Raw genomic sequence first — 17,357 nt, 5'->3', positions numbered from 1 at the left:
CCACCTTTTTCTTCGCCACTACTTATCAGTGTATCGGAATGAAGGAGTTTCGGGCAGGCTTATTTTCCTTCCAGACTCGTTTTTTGGCTGTGCAACGCGTCCATAATCGCCCCGGTCGAAGCTTGAATCTGCTTGATTTCCTTGAAGCTCACAAACTGCTTTCTCTCTTCGTCCCACAGGCGGAAGCTCAACGATTTCAGGCTGGAAGACAATGTAATCGTCGTCGCCATTTGCAGCGGCGGCGTCCCGTTATGTGCCTTTTCCAAATTGTAGTTTGGCACCTTTGGACTCAAGTGATGCACATGGTGAAAGCCGATGTTCCCCGTAATCCACTGCAAGACGCGCGGCAGTTTGTAGTACGAGCTGCCTTCCACAGCAGCTTTGACGTAGCTCCACTCTTCTTCGTTTTCAAAATACGAATCCTCGAACTGGTGCTGCACATAGAACAGCCAGATTCCGAGCAACCCCGAGATAAAAAAGACAGGAACCTGTATGAGCAAAAACGCTTGCCAACCGATCGCCCAAGCGAGAAGCGCATACAAGCCGACCAAGAGCACGTTGGTCAAGTACGTGTTCAGCCGCTCTTTGCGGCGTGCCCCTTTGCGATTGAAGCGATATTGCAGCGCGAAGACAAAGAACGGGCCGATCCCGAACATGACGAGCGGATTGCGGTAGATGCGGTACGCGATTTTGCGCCAGAGCGGAGCCGCGAGGTATTCGTCCACGGTCAAAATCCAGATGTCGCCGACACCGCGCTTGTCGAGGTTGCTGCTCGTGGCGTGGTGAATCGAATGGCTTTGCTTCCACTGTTCGTACGGCACGCAAGTAATCACGCCCGTAATCGTGCCGAGAATGTCATTGGCCCGCCGGCTTTTAAAAAAAGACTGATGGCAGCAATCGTGAAAAATGATGAAGGTGCGAATGACAAAACCAGCTGTGATGATGACCAGCGGCAACGTCAGCCAGTACGAGACTGACAGGCTGAGATAGGCACCGTACCAAAGAAAAAGCAAGGGAACAATCGTGTTGATCATTTGGCGAATACTCGATTTCGTATCCGTTTTTTCAAAGGGAGCCACATTCTTTTTCAACTGGGCGATGTTCGATTGATGCATCAATTGGTTCCTCCTCGATATGAAGCGCGTATGACTGGATGACCAGACGCAATTTTCTATCTTTATTGTAGAAAATGCGCTCGGTTCGCTGTAGTCATAAACGTCAAGTCGAGGGTATGACAAATGTCATGGTTGAACAAATCAACTGGAAATTTTAGGATATGTGAACACTCACGAAAAATACTCCAACAAATAAACCGTCTGCTCTTCCGGCTTGAGCAAAGCAAACACCGTTCCGCCGCCGATGACCGACATGAAGCGGAAGCGCTCTGTCGCGCCGCATACCATGCTCTCCTCGATCCCGTAATCGTGGGTGACATTCCACTGCAAGTTCATGAAAAACTCTCCGCTCATCTCCCGGGCTGTCTCCTGATCGATCAGGACGTCGGAATCGTCGTGCCCCCAGTCCTCCGTCAGCTCCGTGATGTGCCGAAACTCGCCAGTCAGCTCGTAATGGTACTTCGTAAACTCATAGCTGTAGAAGCCTTCGACATAATAGTCCACGTCAAAATCAGCCAGCTCGGCCAGCCCGTCCATGATTCGTTCCTTATACGCCTTGAGCGTTACTTTATCCTTCAAATATTCCTGCTTGTTTTGGGCAAAATCAGCCTGCAAATAGGCGTGGACTTCCTCCACATTTCCTCCGCCGAAGACGTCCAGGTCGCCGAGAAATTCGTACTTGCCCGCCACGTAACGGAAGCCGAAAAAGTTGTTCTCGGCGTGTTTGTACTCTTTCTCGCAGTAAAGGCCATCTGTGCCGAGCAGATGAAGCTGGTAGACACTTCCCTCGTGCAGATGAGAAAACGTGAGCAACGGCCGGAAATAGCAAGCGAGCCGCTCATCCACAAAAACCTCGCTCGCTTTCGGATACATGATCACTTTTTGTTCCTGCTGATTTTTCTCCATGTTTCTCTCCTCCACTTCTCTCTTTGGCATTTTTGTCTCTATCTACATCCACGTACCGAAAAGGTCTTGTACTGCCTGCCTGGAATAGCCATCCTCGCCCCGCCAGTTGACTACCGCGAAAAAGTCGTTTTTTCCGCCGCGGCCCGGCCTGTCTTTGGTCGTCGCCAAAATGCCTGCCGACGCGAGAATTTCCATGAATGCGTCCCGCTCATTTTTGCTGGACGGAAAAAGCCCGGCAAGCCGCTTCTCCAGTTGACGTGCAGCATCTGTAGGCTCGCAGCTTTCAATCGCGGCAAGCATCTGGCGCCAGATCGCCACGTCTGCCACTGTGACTTCCAGCTCCAACTCCGGCTCCTTGCTCATGAGCTGCAAATCTTGCAACACATACGGAAGGTAATTCAAACGAACGCCGCCCCACTTGTGTCTTTCAAAATTCAGCACGTTCATATCTTCGTCCGTGTACGATTCCAGACCTGCGATATGATAGCTGTCGCATACATAGCAATCTCCGTACATGGCGTAGGCAACCCCGTTTGCTGGAGCGGTGTAGCGGCCTGCATTGCTTTCAAACGAATGCTGCACAAACTGACGGGTCAATACCCAGCTTGCGAGTGCGCTGCGCAAGTGAATTTTTCGGGTGTACAAGCTGTGCAAAAAGGCTTTCGCCACCTTCTCCTTCGTCACTTGTTCGTGCAATTCCACGATTTGCCGCACCGCCTCATCGTGATGAATCGTGAGCGGATCGAACATCATCCCTTTGCTTTTTGCATAAACAAAATCTTCCCCCTCGTATACATAAGGACGGTCTTTCCAGCCTTGGCTGCTCCAGAATGTCTTCAGCAAAATTTGCTTCGCTTTTTTATCCATAGAAGGTTTCCTCCGATTTCTTTTTCCCTTCCATATTTTAGCGCATAATTTGTTCCTGACTATCAGACTATAAGCCTCATTTTCCAAAATTTATCGTCTGGAACTGCCATCCCCAAAAAAACACAAGACCCCATCCAACTGACGGATGAGGTCTTGTGTTTTTGTTTTGGCTTTAAGCCGCTATTATTTTACGTCGAGGCGCTTCATGATGTCGTCGAGCAACAAGTTGGCTGCTTTGACGCCGCCTGCTGTGTTCCAGATCGTTTCGCTTACTTGGAATACTTGATTGTTTTTCGCCACGTTCAACGATTTGAATACCGGGCTGTCCATCCATTTTTTCGACATTTCGGTGATCGCTGTGTCGCCTTTCGCTTCCGATACCCAGTAGAACAGGACATCCCCGTCCATTACAGACATGCCTTCTTCGGAAACAAATTCCGCGAAGTTGTCTACATTTTGCGAGTCTGGACGCGCTACACCCAACTGGTCGAGCAAAACGCCGCTGAACGTATCTTTTTGATAAATTTGCACGCCTTTTTTCGAGTATTTCACTACAGATACTTTCGTTCCGATCTTGGAACCGAGCTTCTCTTTCGCAGCTGCTACGCGATCGTCGAACTCTTTGAGCACTTTCTCGCCTTCTGCTTGCTTGTTCAACGCTTCTGCGTACAGCTTGAAGTTGGTTTTCCATCTGCCGGACAGCTCTTCGGAGAACACGGTTGGCGCAATTTTGGACAGTTGATCGTACACTTTCTCGTGACGAACTTTGTTACCGATGATCAGATCAGGGTTCAGTCCGACGATGGCTTCGAGGTTCGGTTCATTTTCAAAGCCCAAAGCCTCTACTCCTGCCATCTCATCCTTGATGTGATCGTACCAAGGCTCGCCATCCCACGATTGCACAGCAGCAACTGGTTTCACTCCCAGCGCCAGCAAAGCTTCTGTACCTTCGTTGGTCAGGATGACAACGCGTTGCGGTGTCCCTTTGATTTTGGTAGTACCCATGGCGTGCTTGACTTCGCGTTCAGCGTTGACATCTGCTGCCGGAGCGGTTTGAGCTGGCGCTGTGCTTGTTTCTGTCGCCGCCGCTGGCTGGGTTTGCGTTTGTTGCGCCTGGTTGGCTCCGCCTCCGCAACCTGCCAGAACAACCAACATGCAAAACGCGAACAAGCTGGTCATAATATGGCGCATGGAACGTGCGCTAGTCTGTCTTTTCATAACGAGATATGCCCCCACTTCTATCGTTCACTTGATTGATAACAATTATCAATTGATAGTATATAGAGACTGCTCGCGCTTTTCCATGCACGCCATTGTCCGTTTTATATGGACGGGATTGCCTTCAAAAAATACGACATGCAATTGTGGATCATGTACTCCCTGCCGAGCGGTCCCCACGGGTCCCAATCTCTTGTTTCCGGATAGTAGACCTGTTTCTCGCGCACGGCGCGCAAGCTTCTCCACAACGGATTGTGCCAGAGACGCTCCACGTGTTCTTTTTCGCTCCAGAACAGGATGATTCTCTCCGGGTCCAGCTCAAGCAGCGTCAGCAGGGCATCGGGTTTGTACGAAGCGTGCGTCACGCGAGGATCGGGCTGGAAGCCGAGCTTGTAGTAAAACAGGTCAGTCAACGCATGGCCTTCCGTTCCGTACAGCCGCACCTCGTCTTCCAGCACTCTCACGATCGTCCAATGACCTTTTCGCGTAACCGGGAGCAGCGCGTCTTTTGCCTGTTTTTCCACTTTGTCTACATGGTGGATCACCCGTTCGGCCTGGCTCTCCTTGTTGAAGACGGTCGCAAGCTGAAGCTGGTACTCGTACCATTTCAAATAGCCGTTGAAAATGACTGCCTCGCCCAGCTTCGCCCACTGCCGCTGCTCCTTCTCCGCGCCCGTGTCAATCTGCACGATCACATCCGGCGACAAGGACAAAATATCTTGCGGCGTAATGTTCTGCTCCGCATTGAGCGCCTTCGTGCCGCGCAGACGCTGCTGCAAATAAATCGGGAATCCGGTTCTCGTCGAAAAATAATTTGGAAAAGAAGGAGCCGCAATCGGCTGGATGCCAATCGCGAGAAAATGATCCTGCAAAAACAGCTTGCTCGCCACAGCGACTCGCTGTCCTGCCTGCTTCATGTAGATTTGCGGCGACAAGCCTTCGCGCTTTTTGAACAGGCGGCTGAAATACAGCTCATCCGAGAAGCCGACGCTGCGCGCTACATCTTTGACCCGATTGGCGGAGGAAGATTCGCAGAGCATCGCTTTCGCCTCGTCCATTCTCAGCTGCGTCAAATACTCTCCCGGCGTCATTCCCACCGCCCGCTTGAACGCGCGGCAGTACGAGCTTGGCGTAAGACCAGCCAGCTTTGGCAAAGCGCCAAGATCCAGTGCTTCGCGAAAATGCTTTTTCATATAGTCAATCGTCGCGGCAACAGAGGTGTCGCCTCCCTGCTGGCGAGCTTTTTGCTCCTCGCAGGCGGTTGCAAGCAAATCGCAGAACAGCGCCTGCGCACGCAAATACGAGACGCAATCTTCTTCCGCTTCCTGTCCCAGCCGGAACAGCTCCTCCAGCTTCGCCGCGAACGACACCGCCGAAGAGACAGGGAATACTTCCGCTCCTGTCCACTGTTTGGCTGGATGCGGCTCTGTGTGCAGCGCCACTTCCTCATCCCTGCCAGTGCTCGTGGCAGCTCCCAGCGCTCCCGTCCGTGCGTACTGCAATCGGTATATGTGAACCGGCCCCGCGTGGAAAACCAGCTCGTCTACGTGCATCGCAGGAGTCAGCATGATGAGCTTGCCTGCTTCCAGCACATGCTTTTTCGCGTTGACGGTAATTTCCCCGCTTCCCTCCGCCACGTAGCACAGGACGTAATCACTCACTCGCAGCTGCTCCAGACGAAACCCTTTTTTCAACCGATGCTTGCGAAAAGCTGTCCATACATATGCATGACAATTCCGGCCATTCCTCATCAGACTCACATCCCTGCTTTCGTCTCAACATCGGTCCTATACAAGAAAAAAGTAGACAAGCATGATTGAAAATCTTTTGCCTGTACTACTTTTTCCCGTTGGAGCATGTTGGGTTTCTATTAGCGTATCTTTGCTGCACGAAACATCAAGATGAACAAATACGGCGCTCCCAATAGCGCAACGACGATGCCGGAAGGGATGTCTTTGGGGATCATCACGACTCTCCCCAACAGATCAGATGCAGCCAGCAATACCGCACCCAATAATGCGGAAACGACGACGGCTTTGCGATGGTGGGCACCAACCAAAAGCCGCGCCGCATGAGGGGCGAGCAGGCCGATAAAGCCGACGGCCCCCACGCTGGCGACTGCCGCAGAAGCGAGCAATACCGCAATCGTTGCTACGGCCAGCCTCGTCTGGCGCACTTTCAGCCCCAAGCCGACTGAACTCTCGTCGTTAAAAGCGAGCAAATCGACACGTCGTCCCAGCCACCACGCGAGCGGCGTCAGGATGACGATTGCGGGGAGCAGCCGACTGATTTCTGTCCAGCCGCGGCCGTATGTACTGCCTGCCATCCAGGCGAGCGCCGGAGCCGCCAAAAGCTGCGCTTTGACAATCAAAATATTAATGAAGGCCGCGCCAGCAGCGGCTACCGCGATACCTACCAATGTAAGAATAACCGGGTTTAACCCTCTGCGCCACGATACCGCGTACACAATCGCAGCGGCGGCGATCCCGCCGAGCATGGCTCCAAGCGGCATCCAGGAAGAAAACTGCGGGAACACAAGTAGCAGCAAAATCGCCCCTACGCCCGCACCGCTCGTCACCCCGACGATTTGCGGGTCTGCCAGCGGGTTGCGCACAGCGCTCTGCATGAGACTGCCGCTGATCGCCAAGGCTACGCCCGCAAGCATCGCTGTCAATAACCGCGGCATTCTCAACTCAAACAACAGCTGGCTGTACATCTCGTTGCCTTGCCCCATGAACACGGCGATAATCTCGGACCACGGCAAATACAGATTGCCGATCGCCAAACCGGACATCCAGACGATAGCAAGCAGCACACAGAGCAAAATTACAATTAGCGGATATGGAACAGAGCGCTGCCAGCCACCTACGCTCATGGATGTCTGCGCCCCGGAGCCAGTGCTGCCGCTCAGCTTGCGAGATACTCGCATAGCCAGCCAAATCAGCCACGGCCCGCCAATCGCTGCCGTCACAGCGCCAGCTGGCAATTCCCCATAGGCGTTGATAAAAGTACGCGAGATCGTATCGGAAGCAACGAGAAGCGCTGCCCCCCAAATCGCGCTGATCGGCAACAGCCAAATGTGCCGTGTCAGTCCGCTCAGCCGCACCAAATGCGGAGCTACCAGGCCGATAAAGCCGATCGGCCCGACCACGCTGACGCTGACACACGTAATCAAGATCGCGATGAGCATGGCGAAAAGACGCGTTTTGCCTACTTTTTGCCCAAGCGATTGAGCCGTTTCTTCGTTGAAGCTGAGGACGTCGAGTTGTCTTGCCATCAGACAGCTTAACATAATTCCAAGCATAATCAGCGGCCAGCTGAACTGTACCCCTGACCAGTCGTTTTGCTTCAAAGAGCCTGATCCCCAGATGAAGATGCCTTGTGTCGTTTCTTCATTAAATAAAATGATGGCGCTGGTCAACGATGAAAACACGAGAGTCACGATCATCCCGGATAACGCCACGCGTATCGGTGTTCCTTTTCGCCCGCCAGCCATGTAGTACACAGCAGCGGCAGCCAGTATTCCCCCTGCCATGGCAAAAGGCAACGGATACTGGTGCAAAATCGCGGGCCAGAAAACCAGTCCGCAAACGACAAACATGTAGGCACCCGCATTGACGCCCAAAGTCGTTTCCGAAGCAAGCGGGTTTCGCGTCACGGTTTGCATCATCGCTCCGGCGACCGCCAAAGCTGCGCCTGACAAAAGCCCCATCACCGTTCTGGGCAGTCGTACGCCCTGAATCATCTGATGGTCCGCAATATCCTTGGGAGCAGTGATCGCCTCAATGACGGTGCGCACCGAAATATCCGCCAAGCCTTGCGTCAGGCTGACAAACGTGAGCAGTACCAACAGAACGAGGCCGCCAAGCAGCATCCATAACGGCCTCAAGCCTCCTCTTGAAGAAGAAGGGGCTTGATGGACGCCGCTTTGGGCATAGCTTTCACGCTTGGCGAGACTCATTTCGCCAGCAAATCAGCAGCTTTTTTCGCCATGATCTGTGCGGACAACGGACCGCCGTATGGCCACATGTCTCCGCCCAATGCGTAAATGCGGTTTTCTTTTACAAATTTGAGACCGTTCCAGACGGGATTGTTTTTCAGCTGGTTCTCGATGACGTTATCATCATCTTGAATGATGTGTAGGAAGTTCGCATCCTGGAGCGCAGGCAGAGCCTCGACATCCGTCGTGGTCATTCCGTTCATTTCGAATTTCTTAGCTTTGTAAGCGTTGGTCAGACCGACGCGGTTCAAGATTTGAATCGCTGTGGAGTTGTCTGTGGATAGACGAAATTCTACGGCATTCTGGTTGCTGTAGCCCATCGCCAGTACGATTGGCGTTTTGTCCATGCCTGCTTTGACGATGCGCTCTTTTGCTTCGGCATACGTCTTGTCGAGGTCTTGCAATACTTTTTCTGCTTCGGCGTTTTTGCCCAAAATATCCGCGATTTCTTTGAAAGTGTCGATCATGCGGGTATACTGATCGCCCTGGCCTTCAGCCGGATTGGAATCAAACGCGATCGTCGGAGCGATTTTGCTCAATTCGTCGTAGTTGGCTTCCACATTTCGTTTCATCCCAATGATCAGGTCAGGCTTCGCCAGCATGATCGATTCCAGGTTTGGTGCGACGCGGCTGCCGACATCGACTACCTCTGGGGCAATTTCTACAGGGAGTTTCACCCATTTTTTCATATTCGGAATATCTGCAATCCCTACAGGTTGTACGCCGAGAGCCAGCACGTGTTCAGCGCTGCTCCATTCCAGTGCGACAACGCGTTTAGGAACACCTTTGATTGCTGTTTCTCCCATCAAGTGCTTTACCGTACGTACTTGCTCGGCAGATTTGTCTGCTTCCGGCTGCGGCGTTGCCGCGTTTGGCTGTGCCTGTCCGGAACCGGATTGCGTATTTTGGTTAGCGGCTCCTCCGTTCCCGCACGCTGCCAGCAAAAGCATAGCCGACAAAAAGACGAGCAGGATCGGCAATTTCATGAAACGCATGTAATGACTCCCCCTTTTTCTTTGCAAGCATTCTAAAGATGATTACTGGTGATGGTCATGTCTTCCACTATGCATGATAATGATTATCATTTTCCTTGTCAATATTAGAATATGCAAATAAATCAATAGCCTGAGTCATTTACTACATGAAAAAAAGACACCTGCTCAGTCAAGAGACAAATGCCCTTTTTCTTAGAATTGAAGACACTTTTTTAATGCCTGCATGAAGGTAAGTTGATCCTGATTACTTTGTAAGACCTTTTATTCTTCGACAACTTTTCTAATAAGTACCTTCCATTCGCCATTAATTTTTTTGACTTTCATGGTTTTCTTTTGCTCAACATTTTTATAGTTCATAACGAATTGAATTTCTGCTAGATCCTTATTTTTATAATTTACTTCCTTTATGTGATAGTCAATTAAGCCCCCGCTTTTTACTGAATCGATAAACTTCTCCCTGTCAGGATATTGTCCAGGATTGCTTTGATCAATTAAATCATACGCACTTTCTGCTTGTCCTGTTCGAACCATTTCCAGGTACTTATCAAGTGTTCCTTCTGCTGTAGCATGCCATCCAAAGTATTGAAAATAAATAAATGCTGCGAAAATGATTGCAACAATGAGTGTTACATATTTAAGAATTTTTTGTTTCAACACAAAAACCACCTTCCATTTTTATCCTTAAATGTGTTATAAATAGATTGTAGCATAATTTCATAAAATTAGGAGGATTTTGATATTATGCAGTTTAGTCATAAACTAAAAACTTTACTTTTAACATCTTTAGCTATACTTACACTTGCAACTCCTATGGCTTTAGCCAAGCCTGGGGATGTTATCAAAACACCCGAGTCAGGAAATGCTAAAGTCCATGAGTCAACGATTACCCCACTGATGGAGGAAAAACTATTATTTAGTGCTGATTTCGATGTGACCACGCACTATCAAATTAAAAAAAGTTTCAGTATTCCCACAGGTAAGTATGGACTTAAGATCGCATCTACCGCAAAAACCAGAGGTCTAGGCTCTAGCTATGACATTGTTCTTGAAGAAGAACAGGCGTGGGCAGATGGTTGGGCCGAAGTTGAAACAAATACGTTCAAATCAGGTACTTCAACTAAAACCTATTATGACGCTGGGCAAGGTCATACTTATCGATTGAGGGTTGTGGGAAATGTCTCAGGTACGTTGTTTACATACGCGTTTTAATAATCCTACCTTGTCAGGGAGAGGTAGACTATGATAAAGCGCTTCGTTAAACTTGAGACCACTAAAAAAGTCATTTAACCAAAGAAGGTACTGACACCCAAAATGAGATGGGGAGCAGTACCTTCTTTGGTGTATCACGAAAGTATCTAGGCAATAAAAGTAACGTCCATTGTTACTGTCTCCAAACAAGGAGGGAGGATTTTTCCGGATTTTACGCTTCTTTCGGCAACACAATTCCCCGGTAAAGGCGAACCGTAATCAAATAGTACAACGCGTAGATCACAACGAAGATAGATGTCGGAATCCAGATGTTTTTATACGGCTCAAGCAAAATGATCGAAAACATCTCCATCCCGATCAGCACATGCAGCAAACCGATGACAGCCGGGAAGATGAACACGATGAACAGCTCTTTGTAAATGGAGCCGACGAGCATTTCCTTGCGAACGCCGATCTTCCGCAGCATGCTGTAGCGGTCTTTGTCACGAGTCGCCCCGGACAAAATCTTGAACATCAGGCAGCTTGCCATCATCGCCAAGAAGGCTACGCCGAGGAAGAAGCCCATGAACAGCGTTCCGCTTGTGAATGCATACGCTTGCTCATAGACGCTGTATTTAGTCTCAAGCGAAAATTCCTCGTCGTTGTCTGCATCCTTGTCCATATACTCAGGCTTGAGCAGTTCCTTTTGCCGGGCATCCATGGCCTTCAGTTGTTCTTTGTACTTGACAAATTCGTCCAGCTTCACCAAAACAACTTTGTGCTCGCTGCCCTTGACTTGGTTATAAATCGAAGGGTCTACAACTTGCACAGCGTGCGACCTTTCCATTTTGTAGCTGCTCATAAATTCTCGCGAGATTGCCTGGCTCCACTCTTCTGGAAGCTCTTTAGGCTGTTGCTTGTCGTCCTCATCGCGGTACATGATATATGCTTTTTCCGTCAAAGGCTGACTTGCCCGTTTCAAGCTATTTTCCGGCGAGTAGCTCTCCATCGTGTTGGCAGAAATCAGCGGAGGGTGCGCCAGCAAATCATCCTTGAGGTAATAGATGGTTTTTCCGTCTTTTTTGTAGCGGTACTCGTTTTGCTCCAGGACTTGCATGGTAGCAAGCGCCTGAAAATCTTCATGGCCCGGGTCTTGCAGTGTAACGTCGTAGCCGCGTCCGATGCTGGCAACCAGCTCTACGTTTTGCTGGAAAGCCATACCGCCCGCCATCGCTCCGACCCCGAGTGCGATCAGCATGGCGACCGTACCCAAAATTTTCGTCAAATTGTTCACGCGAAAACGCAGTTGGGCAAACGTGAAAGCATTCAGCTGACGATCGTTCAGCTTTTTGTTGTTTTTCAAAATTTGCACGAATACCGGAAGCAACGAGATGAAGACGAGATAAGTTCCAATCGTCGTCACGACCGCCCCGACAATGAAGCCTGGAGCGACATAATCTCTGAGATGCGTCAGCAAATAGTAGCCGAAAGTGACCAGCAAAATGCCGAGGATCGCAACTACAATCGTCCCGATGCCTTTTGCCTTGACCTGGTCGTTTTGCTGATCGGCGCGAATCAAGTCCAGCTCGGTCGCCCGCGCCAGCCGAATGGCGTTGATCGTCGAGGTGAGCAGAAACAGCACGAGGAAAAAGCCCCATGTCATCAGCAAAGACGGTACGTAAAATGGAAAGTACCCTTCTGTGGAAATATCGAGCAAGCTCATCAGCAATTGCCCGATTCCGCTGGACAGCGCGATGCCGACGAGGCTACCGATCAGCAGGGAGACTATGCCCATCAGCAATGTTTCCCCAAACAACATCTGGCTGATCTTGGCTTTTTTCGCCCCGAGCACCATGTACATCCCGAGTTCTTTACGCCTTAGCGCAAGCAAAAACGAGTTCGCGTAAAAGATGTAGAAGATCGTAATGAACGCCAACAGAAAGGCCCCTACATTGAAAACGATGCCGATAGAGCGGATCATCGAGTTCGCTTTCACATAATCGGAGTTCATGGCTAGCGTCTGAAACATGTAAAAAATCGAGATGGAAACGACCAGACCTACCAGGAGCACCAGGTAGTCTTTCATCATTTTCCGCATACTGGATAACGATAACTTCAACAACATGGATGTTCCCTCCTAGCGCACATCATGAGATGCACCCAGCTCGGCCAGTACATCCAAAATTTGTTTGAAAAATTGCTGACGGTCCCCTGTGCGATGAATCTCGGTGTACAAGCTGCCATCCTGGATGAAGAGGATGCGTTTGCAGTAGCTGGCACTGAAAGCATCGTGTGTGACCATCATGATCGAGACTTGGTGTTTTTCATTCAGATCGGTCATCGTCTCCAGCAGGCTTTTGGCGTTTTTGGAGTCAAGGGCACCTGTCGGCTCGTCGGCAAGCAAAATCGCAGGCTCATGCACGAGCGCGCGAGCAGCGGCAGCACGCTGTTTTTGGCCTCCAGAGATTTGTACTGGGTACTTTTGCAAAATTTCGCTGATGCCCAACGTTTGAGCCACTTTGTCTACTTTTGCGCGGATTTCTTTGGATGCCACTCCTTGCAGCGATAGCGGCAACGCAATATTTTCGTATACACTCAAATTTTCCAGCAGGTTAAAATCCTGAAAAATGAACCCGAGCTTCTGCGAGCGAAAATCGGCAAGCTGGTTTTGTTTCATTTGTGTAATGTTGGTTCCGGCGATCTGGATAAAACCTGACGATGGCCGATCAAGCGTGGAGATCACGTTCAAGAGCGTCGTTTTTCCCGATCCGGACGGCCCCATGATTCCTACAAATTCTCCCTTTTCTATCGTCAGCGATACTCCTTTTAGCGCATGCGATTGACTCTCGCCTTTTGATCCGTATACTTTTTCAACGTCTTTGACTTCCAATACAGCTGTACTCACGCGTTGTTCCTCCATTCGTTTTTCCGCGCCAAGCGGTCTTCCGTGTTGCTCTTCCCTATTAACTGTAACCAGTTTCCAGTTTGAGAGCTATTGAACTACCTTACAGTTTGCTTTCGTTTTTGTAAGGTGGGGGGAGGCAACTGAAAGATTGCACAGACAAAAATGCCGCGGGAGATGGCGCGGGAAAAACGCCACCGCTTTTGGAGTGCCTGTCGAGCGGCTGCACTGGACGCTTGAAAGCACAAAAAGCCATCCGTAGTGGAATGGCTTTTTTGGCTCTTATTTCTTGCTTTTGTTCTCCTGCTCCCTTTTCACGATCATGTCGACGAACAGGTCGATTTGCGCCTTGATCGCGATTGGGTCGTAGCGATAGAAAGTATCGAAATCGTTGTAGAAAATCCGGTTGTTTTTCGCTGCCGGAACGGCTTTCCAGACAGCCGAGTTTTGCAAGTTTTTCAGCGCCTCGCTATTTTTCTCCGGGTCGTAGAAAGTCAGGAACATGTAATCAGCCGCGTACTCTGGCAGTGTCTCCATGGACAACTGGAGAGTCTGGTTTTTAGTGGTGTCCGGGTGCGGCATTTTCAGCTTCAATGCGTTATAGACCGCTTGTCCGCCACGTCCGGCGTTGTCGCCAAATACCCACAAGTCGCCTTTGTTGGTCAGCTCGTACAGACCGACAGTGGCGTTCTCATCCACGATGCCCTTGATCTTCTCACGGCCTTCGGCAGCCTTTTTGTCAAAGTCGGCAATGAACGCCTCTGCCTTTTCCTTTTCACCCACGAGGTCGCCAAACAGCTTCACTGTGTCGTAAATGTTCGTCGTCGTGCCGTAAGGGAGAAAAACGGTCGGCGCGATTTTGGACAGGGCTTCGTAGTTGTCGTCATACATGACGACGATCAGGTCAGGTTGCAGTTCCAAAGCTTTTTCCGGGTTGACCCGCTCGCCTACATCCTGGGCACTTTTCAACTGCTCGATGATGAACGGGTTCTTGAACGCCATCGTTTCCGCTCCGATGACGTTTCCGCCTACTGCCAGCAGTTCGCCTGCATAGTAGTCCGTTACGATTCGTTGCGGCTTTTCAGGAATTTGGATAGCTCCTTTGGATGTACCGAAGCTGCGCGTTTTTTTCTCTGCCGCTTTGTCCGCAGCTTGCTCTCCTGCGGGTTGATTGGCAGCCCCGCTGTTGTTCGAGCTGCCAGTTCCTCCGCATGCTGTCAGCAGCAGCGAGAGCATGAAAACCATGGAGAGGACGGCAATGACCATGTTGTTTTTTCTCACGATGAAACCTCCATTATGTAAGAGTACGCTCAATATTTTGTTAATGATTCTCATTATCATCAAAAATCATAGCAAGTGTAACTTTGACTGTCAATCGTTGCGTACGCCCAACACAAAACAACAACGCACAGGTTCGCCCCATGCGTTGTTTGTTAAGCTTTGCTCAGCAGCTTTCCAATAAAATCAGAACCGACAAACAACTCCTTCAAAAACCAGCCGTCACAAGCAGGGACGGGGCCTGCCAGTTCCATTCATGCCGGAGTCGTTTCGGCCAGCTCGGCAAGCCTTCCTTTTATATCTTTCGTACAGACGCCGCCGTGATAGGCAATTACGCTCTCGATATCCAGCTTGGCAAGCTTCGCGATTGATTGCACCGCGGCTGCCCGGTCCGGGGTAAAATCCGGATTGAATGACAGGAGGACGCCATCCTCTGCTGTCAAAGCATCGCCTGAAATCAGCGTTTTGCTCGGGATGTGGTACAAAGAAATGTGGTCCGGGGAGTGGCCAGGTGTGTAAATCACTTGAATCCCGCCTGCATACGGAAGAATATCTCCATCATGAAGAGCTTGATCCACTTTTACCGGAGTAGCAAAAGCACCGCTTTTCAACAGAGCAGTTTCCCCTGCCAGATAAGGAATCGCCACTTCATGGGCAAGCACCTGGATTCTTCCCTCGCCGTATGAGACAAGCTCGAACAGACTGCCGATATGGTCGCGATCCTGGTGGGTAATGATGATCTTCGTCAGCTTTTCCAGAGGGATATCTGCCTTGGCGAGCGTGTCCCGAATGAGCGGCAGCTGACCTGCAAGCCCTGTATCTATGAGCACCACTTCTTGCTCATCCCACAACACAGCCGTGTGGACGACGAATGGGCTTCCTCCTGCATCCATCTCCAGTTTGATTGTTTGTATTCCTTCGCGTGCAGCCACATCAAACACCTCCCGCATCTAGTCGAATGGAAAAATCTCCTCTTTTATGTTCCCTGACCGCCAGCAAGAATCCTTTTGGCCGCGAGAGTTTGGACGGGCATGCGACGTGCGACATGCTCTTGCATCGGGCGTCAACTGACTAAAAGAAAAATGACCGTCGCTTCATGGACGGCCATTTCTTTTCCTTATTATTTCCCTGCCTTTTGGCTGTACACTTCTTTTCCTTCTACTAACGTCAAAATGACCTTCGCATTCTTGATTTCAGTGGCCGGAATTTCGAACAAGTTTTTGTCCAGAACGATGAGGTCGGCTTTTTTGCCCACTTCGAGCGAGCCTGTGATGTCGTCTACGTGGTTGGCGTAAGCCCCGTCAATCGTAAAGCTGGCGATCATGTCAGGCAAAGTGGCGCGTTCATTCGGATTGGCGATTTTCGCCGGGTCTGTCACGCCGTCTTCGATCCGGGTGATGCCTTGCTGGATGCCGTGAAGCGGGTTGAACTCCGGCGTCACGATATAGTCGGAAGAAGAAGCGATATGCACGCCTTGATTCAGGAAGCTTTTCATCGGGTATTCTTGTTCTGCGCGCTCATGACCGAGGTATGGCACTTCGATCTCATCGTAGTAGCCTTCCTCTTGCATGAACCAGAACGGTTGAACGATGCCGACAGCACCGAGCTTTTTAAAGCGGGCGATATCATCGCTGTTGACGAGCTGCAAATGAACGAGAGAGTGGCGAGCATCGTGCTTGCCGTTTTGTTTTTCGGCATATTCCATGCCATCGAGCGCGACCCGTGTGGAAGCATCACCAATCGAGTGCACATGCAATTGGAAGCCTGCCTTGTCGACAGCCGCTGCTGTTTTGTTGTAGACGTCCGGCTTCCAGATCAGTTCGCCGTTTGTATGTTTATGCTCATACGGCTTTTCCAGATAGGCCGTAGCACCTTCGACAACGCCGTCCATAAAGATTTTGACCGCGTTCACCTGGAACAACGGGTTTTGATTGCGCTCACGGATTTTGACAAACTCGGCAATCTGCTCCGGCCCTTTGTCCGGGTTTGCCGTGATCGCATTGCGGAAACGGATGGTCAGCTTGTTTTCGCGGGACAGTTCCTCGTATGCTTCCAGCACGTTTGGATAGCGCAGCATGTCCGGGTCGCGAACCGTTGTAACTCCGCGTTCAACCGCTTTGTGCTGATATTCCTCGATCCCTGCTTTGTACTGCTGCACGGTGTAGCCGCCGATTTTGGACAGGACCAAATCCATTGCTTTTTCGCGCAGTGTCCCGGATGGCTCGCCCGTTTTCGGGTCGCGCTCGATGATGCCGCCTTCCGGATTTTTCGTTTCTTTTGTAATGCCAGCAAGCTTCAGCGCAGCCGTATTGACCCACAACGAGTGTCCGTCATCGGAAGTCAAGGCAATCGGAATCGCAGGGACGATCGCATCCAGCACTTCTTTGCGCGGCCCGATGCCAGGTGCTACCGGATTGCTCCAGCCACGGCCCTGGAAAGCGACTTCTTTCGGATGCGCTTTGGCAAACTCGGAAATCACTTGGGTGTATTCCTCCATCGTACCTGCGTCAAACAGGTCGATGGAATAGATCAGTCCTGTTGTCTTGCTCGCATGGGTATGGCTGTCGATGAAGCCTGGCAGCACCATTTGCCCTTTCAAATCGGTCACTTTCGTCGTTTTTCCGATGTACGCCTTGGCGCCTTCGTTCGTGCCGACATAGACGATCTCGTTTCCACGAATGGCGACAGCCTCTGCCCAGTTTCTGTTTCTGTCTACCGTATATACGGCACCGCCCGACAGGACGACATCCGCTGGCTGTACCGCCGCTTTTTGCACAGGAGCACTCGCTTGTCCGACTCCCTGGCTTGTCCCTTGGGCAGCAAAAGCAGGCAGTGGCAGCATCAATGCCGTTGCCAGCAATGCGCTGGTCCATTTTTTTGCAAACAAC

At 50.7% G+C, this 17,357-nt stretch carries 14 protein-coding genes; 1 reads left to right on the top strand and 13 read right to left on the bottom strand.

Going from position 1 to position 17,357, the window contains the following annotated elements; genetic code table 11:
• Window positions 1-59 precede the first annotated feature (59 nt).
• The 8 genes from NST23_RS04080 to NST23_RS04045 all read right to left on the bottom strand — a co-directional run bounded on the left by NST23_RS04080 (window position 60) and on the right by NST23_RS04045 (window position 9,755).
• Window positions 60-1,115 carry a fatty acid desaturase gene (locus NST23_RS04080; RefSeq protein ID WP_122966318.1) on the bottom strand — a complete coding sequence of 352 codons (1,056 nt, stop codon included), beginning with the start codon at window positions 1,113-1,115 and terminating at the stop codon, window positions 60-62.
• A 171-nt stretch (window positions 1,116-1,286) separates the two neighbouring features.
• Window positions 1,287-2,021 (bottom strand): hypothetical protein, encoded by a 735-nt coding sequence (locus NST23_RS04075; protein ID WP_173598691.1) that lies wholly within the window; start codon window positions 2,019-2,021, stop codon window positions 1,287-1,289.
• Between the two features lie 42 nt (window positions 2,022-2,063).
• Window positions 2,064-2,888, bottom strand: coding sequence for a hypothetical protein (locus tag NST23_RS04070; RefSeq protein ID WP_340963169.1), 825 nt, complete (start codon window positions 2,886-2,888; stop codon window positions 2,064-2,066).
• A 183-nt stretch (window positions 2,889-3,071) separates the two neighbouring features.
• Window positions 3,072-4,106 carry an ABC transporter substrate-binding protein gene (locus tag NST23_RS04065; protein WP_340963166.1) on the bottom strand — a complete coding sequence of 345 codons (1,035 nt, stop codon included), beginning with the start codon at window positions 4,104-4,106 and terminating at the stop codon, window positions 3,072-3,074.
• 104 nt (window positions 4,107-4,210) lie between these two features.
• Entirely contained in the window at window positions 4,211-5,857 is a 1,647-nt protein-coding gene (locus tag NST23_RS04060; protein ID WP_445662485.1) for a helix-turn-helix domain-containing protein, read from the bottom strand.
• 119 nt (window positions 5,858-5,976) lie between these two features.
• Window positions 5,977-8,067, bottom strand: coding sequence for a Fe(3+)-hydroxamate ABC transporter permease FhuB (gene fhuB / locus NST23_RS04055; RefSeq protein ID WP_122966323.1), 2,091 nt, complete (start codon window positions 8,065-8,067; stop codon window positions 5,977-5,979).
• Window positions 8,064-9,101 carry an ABC transporter substrate-binding protein gene (locus tag NST23_RS04050; RefSeq protein ID WP_280649167.1) on the bottom strand — a complete coding sequence of 346 codons (1,038 nt, stop codon included), beginning with the start codon at window positions 9,099-9,101 and terminating at the stop codon, window positions 8,064-8,066. The genes fhuB and NST23_RS04050 overlap by 4 nt, the downstream gene beginning before the upstream one ends.
• Window positions 9,102-9,362: 261 nt before the next feature.
• Window positions 9,363-9,755: a hypothetical protein gene (locus tag NST23_RS04045; RefSeq protein WP_122966325.1), complete on the bottom strand. Its 393-nt coding sequence runs from the start codon at window positions 9,753-9,755 to the stop codon at window positions 9,363-9,365.
• An 87-nt stretch (window positions 9,756-9,842) separates the two neighbouring features.
• On the opposite strand from NST23_RS04045, the gene NST23_RS04040 reads away from it, so the two are divergent.
• Window positions 9,843-10,310 (top strand): hypothetical protein, encoded by a 468-nt coding sequence (locus tag NST23_RS04040; protein ID WP_280649166.1) that lies wholly within the window; start codon window positions 9,843-9,845, stop codon window positions 10,308-10,310.
• Between the two features lie 211 nt (window positions 10,311-10,521).
• On the opposite strand, the gene NST23_RS04035 is transcribed toward NST23_RS04040, so the two are convergent.
• The 5 genes from NST23_RS04035 to NST23_RS04015 form a co-directional block, all read right to left on the bottom strand.
• A complete protein-coding gene (locus tag NST23_RS04035) occupies window positions 10,522-12,414 on the bottom strand; it encodes an ABC transporter permease (protein WP_122966327.1) in 1,893 nt (630 codons plus the stop codon).
• 12 nt (window positions 12,415-12,426) lie between these two features.
• Entirely contained in the window at window positions 12,427-13,194 is a 768-nt protein-coding gene (locus NST23_RS04030) for an ABC transporter ATP-binding protein (protein WP_122966328.1), read from the bottom strand.
• Window positions 13,195-13,473: 279 nt separating this feature from the next.
• Window positions 13,474-14,472 (bottom strand): ABC transporter substrate-binding protein, encoded by a 999-nt coding sequence (locus NST23_RS04025; protein ID WP_371736948.1) that lies wholly within the window; start codon window positions 14,470-14,472, stop codon window positions 13,474-13,476.
• 251 nt (window positions 14,473-14,723) lie between these two features.
• Window positions 14,724-15,401 (bottom strand): MBL fold metallo-hydrolase, encoded by a 678-nt coding sequence (locus NST23_RS04020; protein WP_173597156.1) that lies wholly within the window; start codon window positions 15,399-15,401, stop codon window positions 14,724-14,726.
• 188 nt (window positions 15,402-15,589) lie between these two features.
• Window positions 15,590-17,356, bottom strand: a complete 1,767-nt coding sequence (locus NST23_RS04015) for an amidohydrolase (RefSeq protein WP_173597157.1) — start codon at window positions 17,354-17,356, stop codon at window positions 15,590-15,592.
• Window position 17,357 lies beyond the last annotated feature (1 nt).

Origin of the sequence: Brevibacillus sp. FSL K6-0770 (genome assembly GCF_038000275.1) — a bacterium.
In the GTDB taxonomy this organism is placed as follows: Bacteria; Bacillota; Bacilli; order Brevibacillales; family Brevibacillaceae; genus Brevibacillus; species Brevibacillus parabrevis.
Note: the sequence above shows the minus strand (reverse complement) of the source record. Positions and strands in the feature narration are given on the sequence as shown.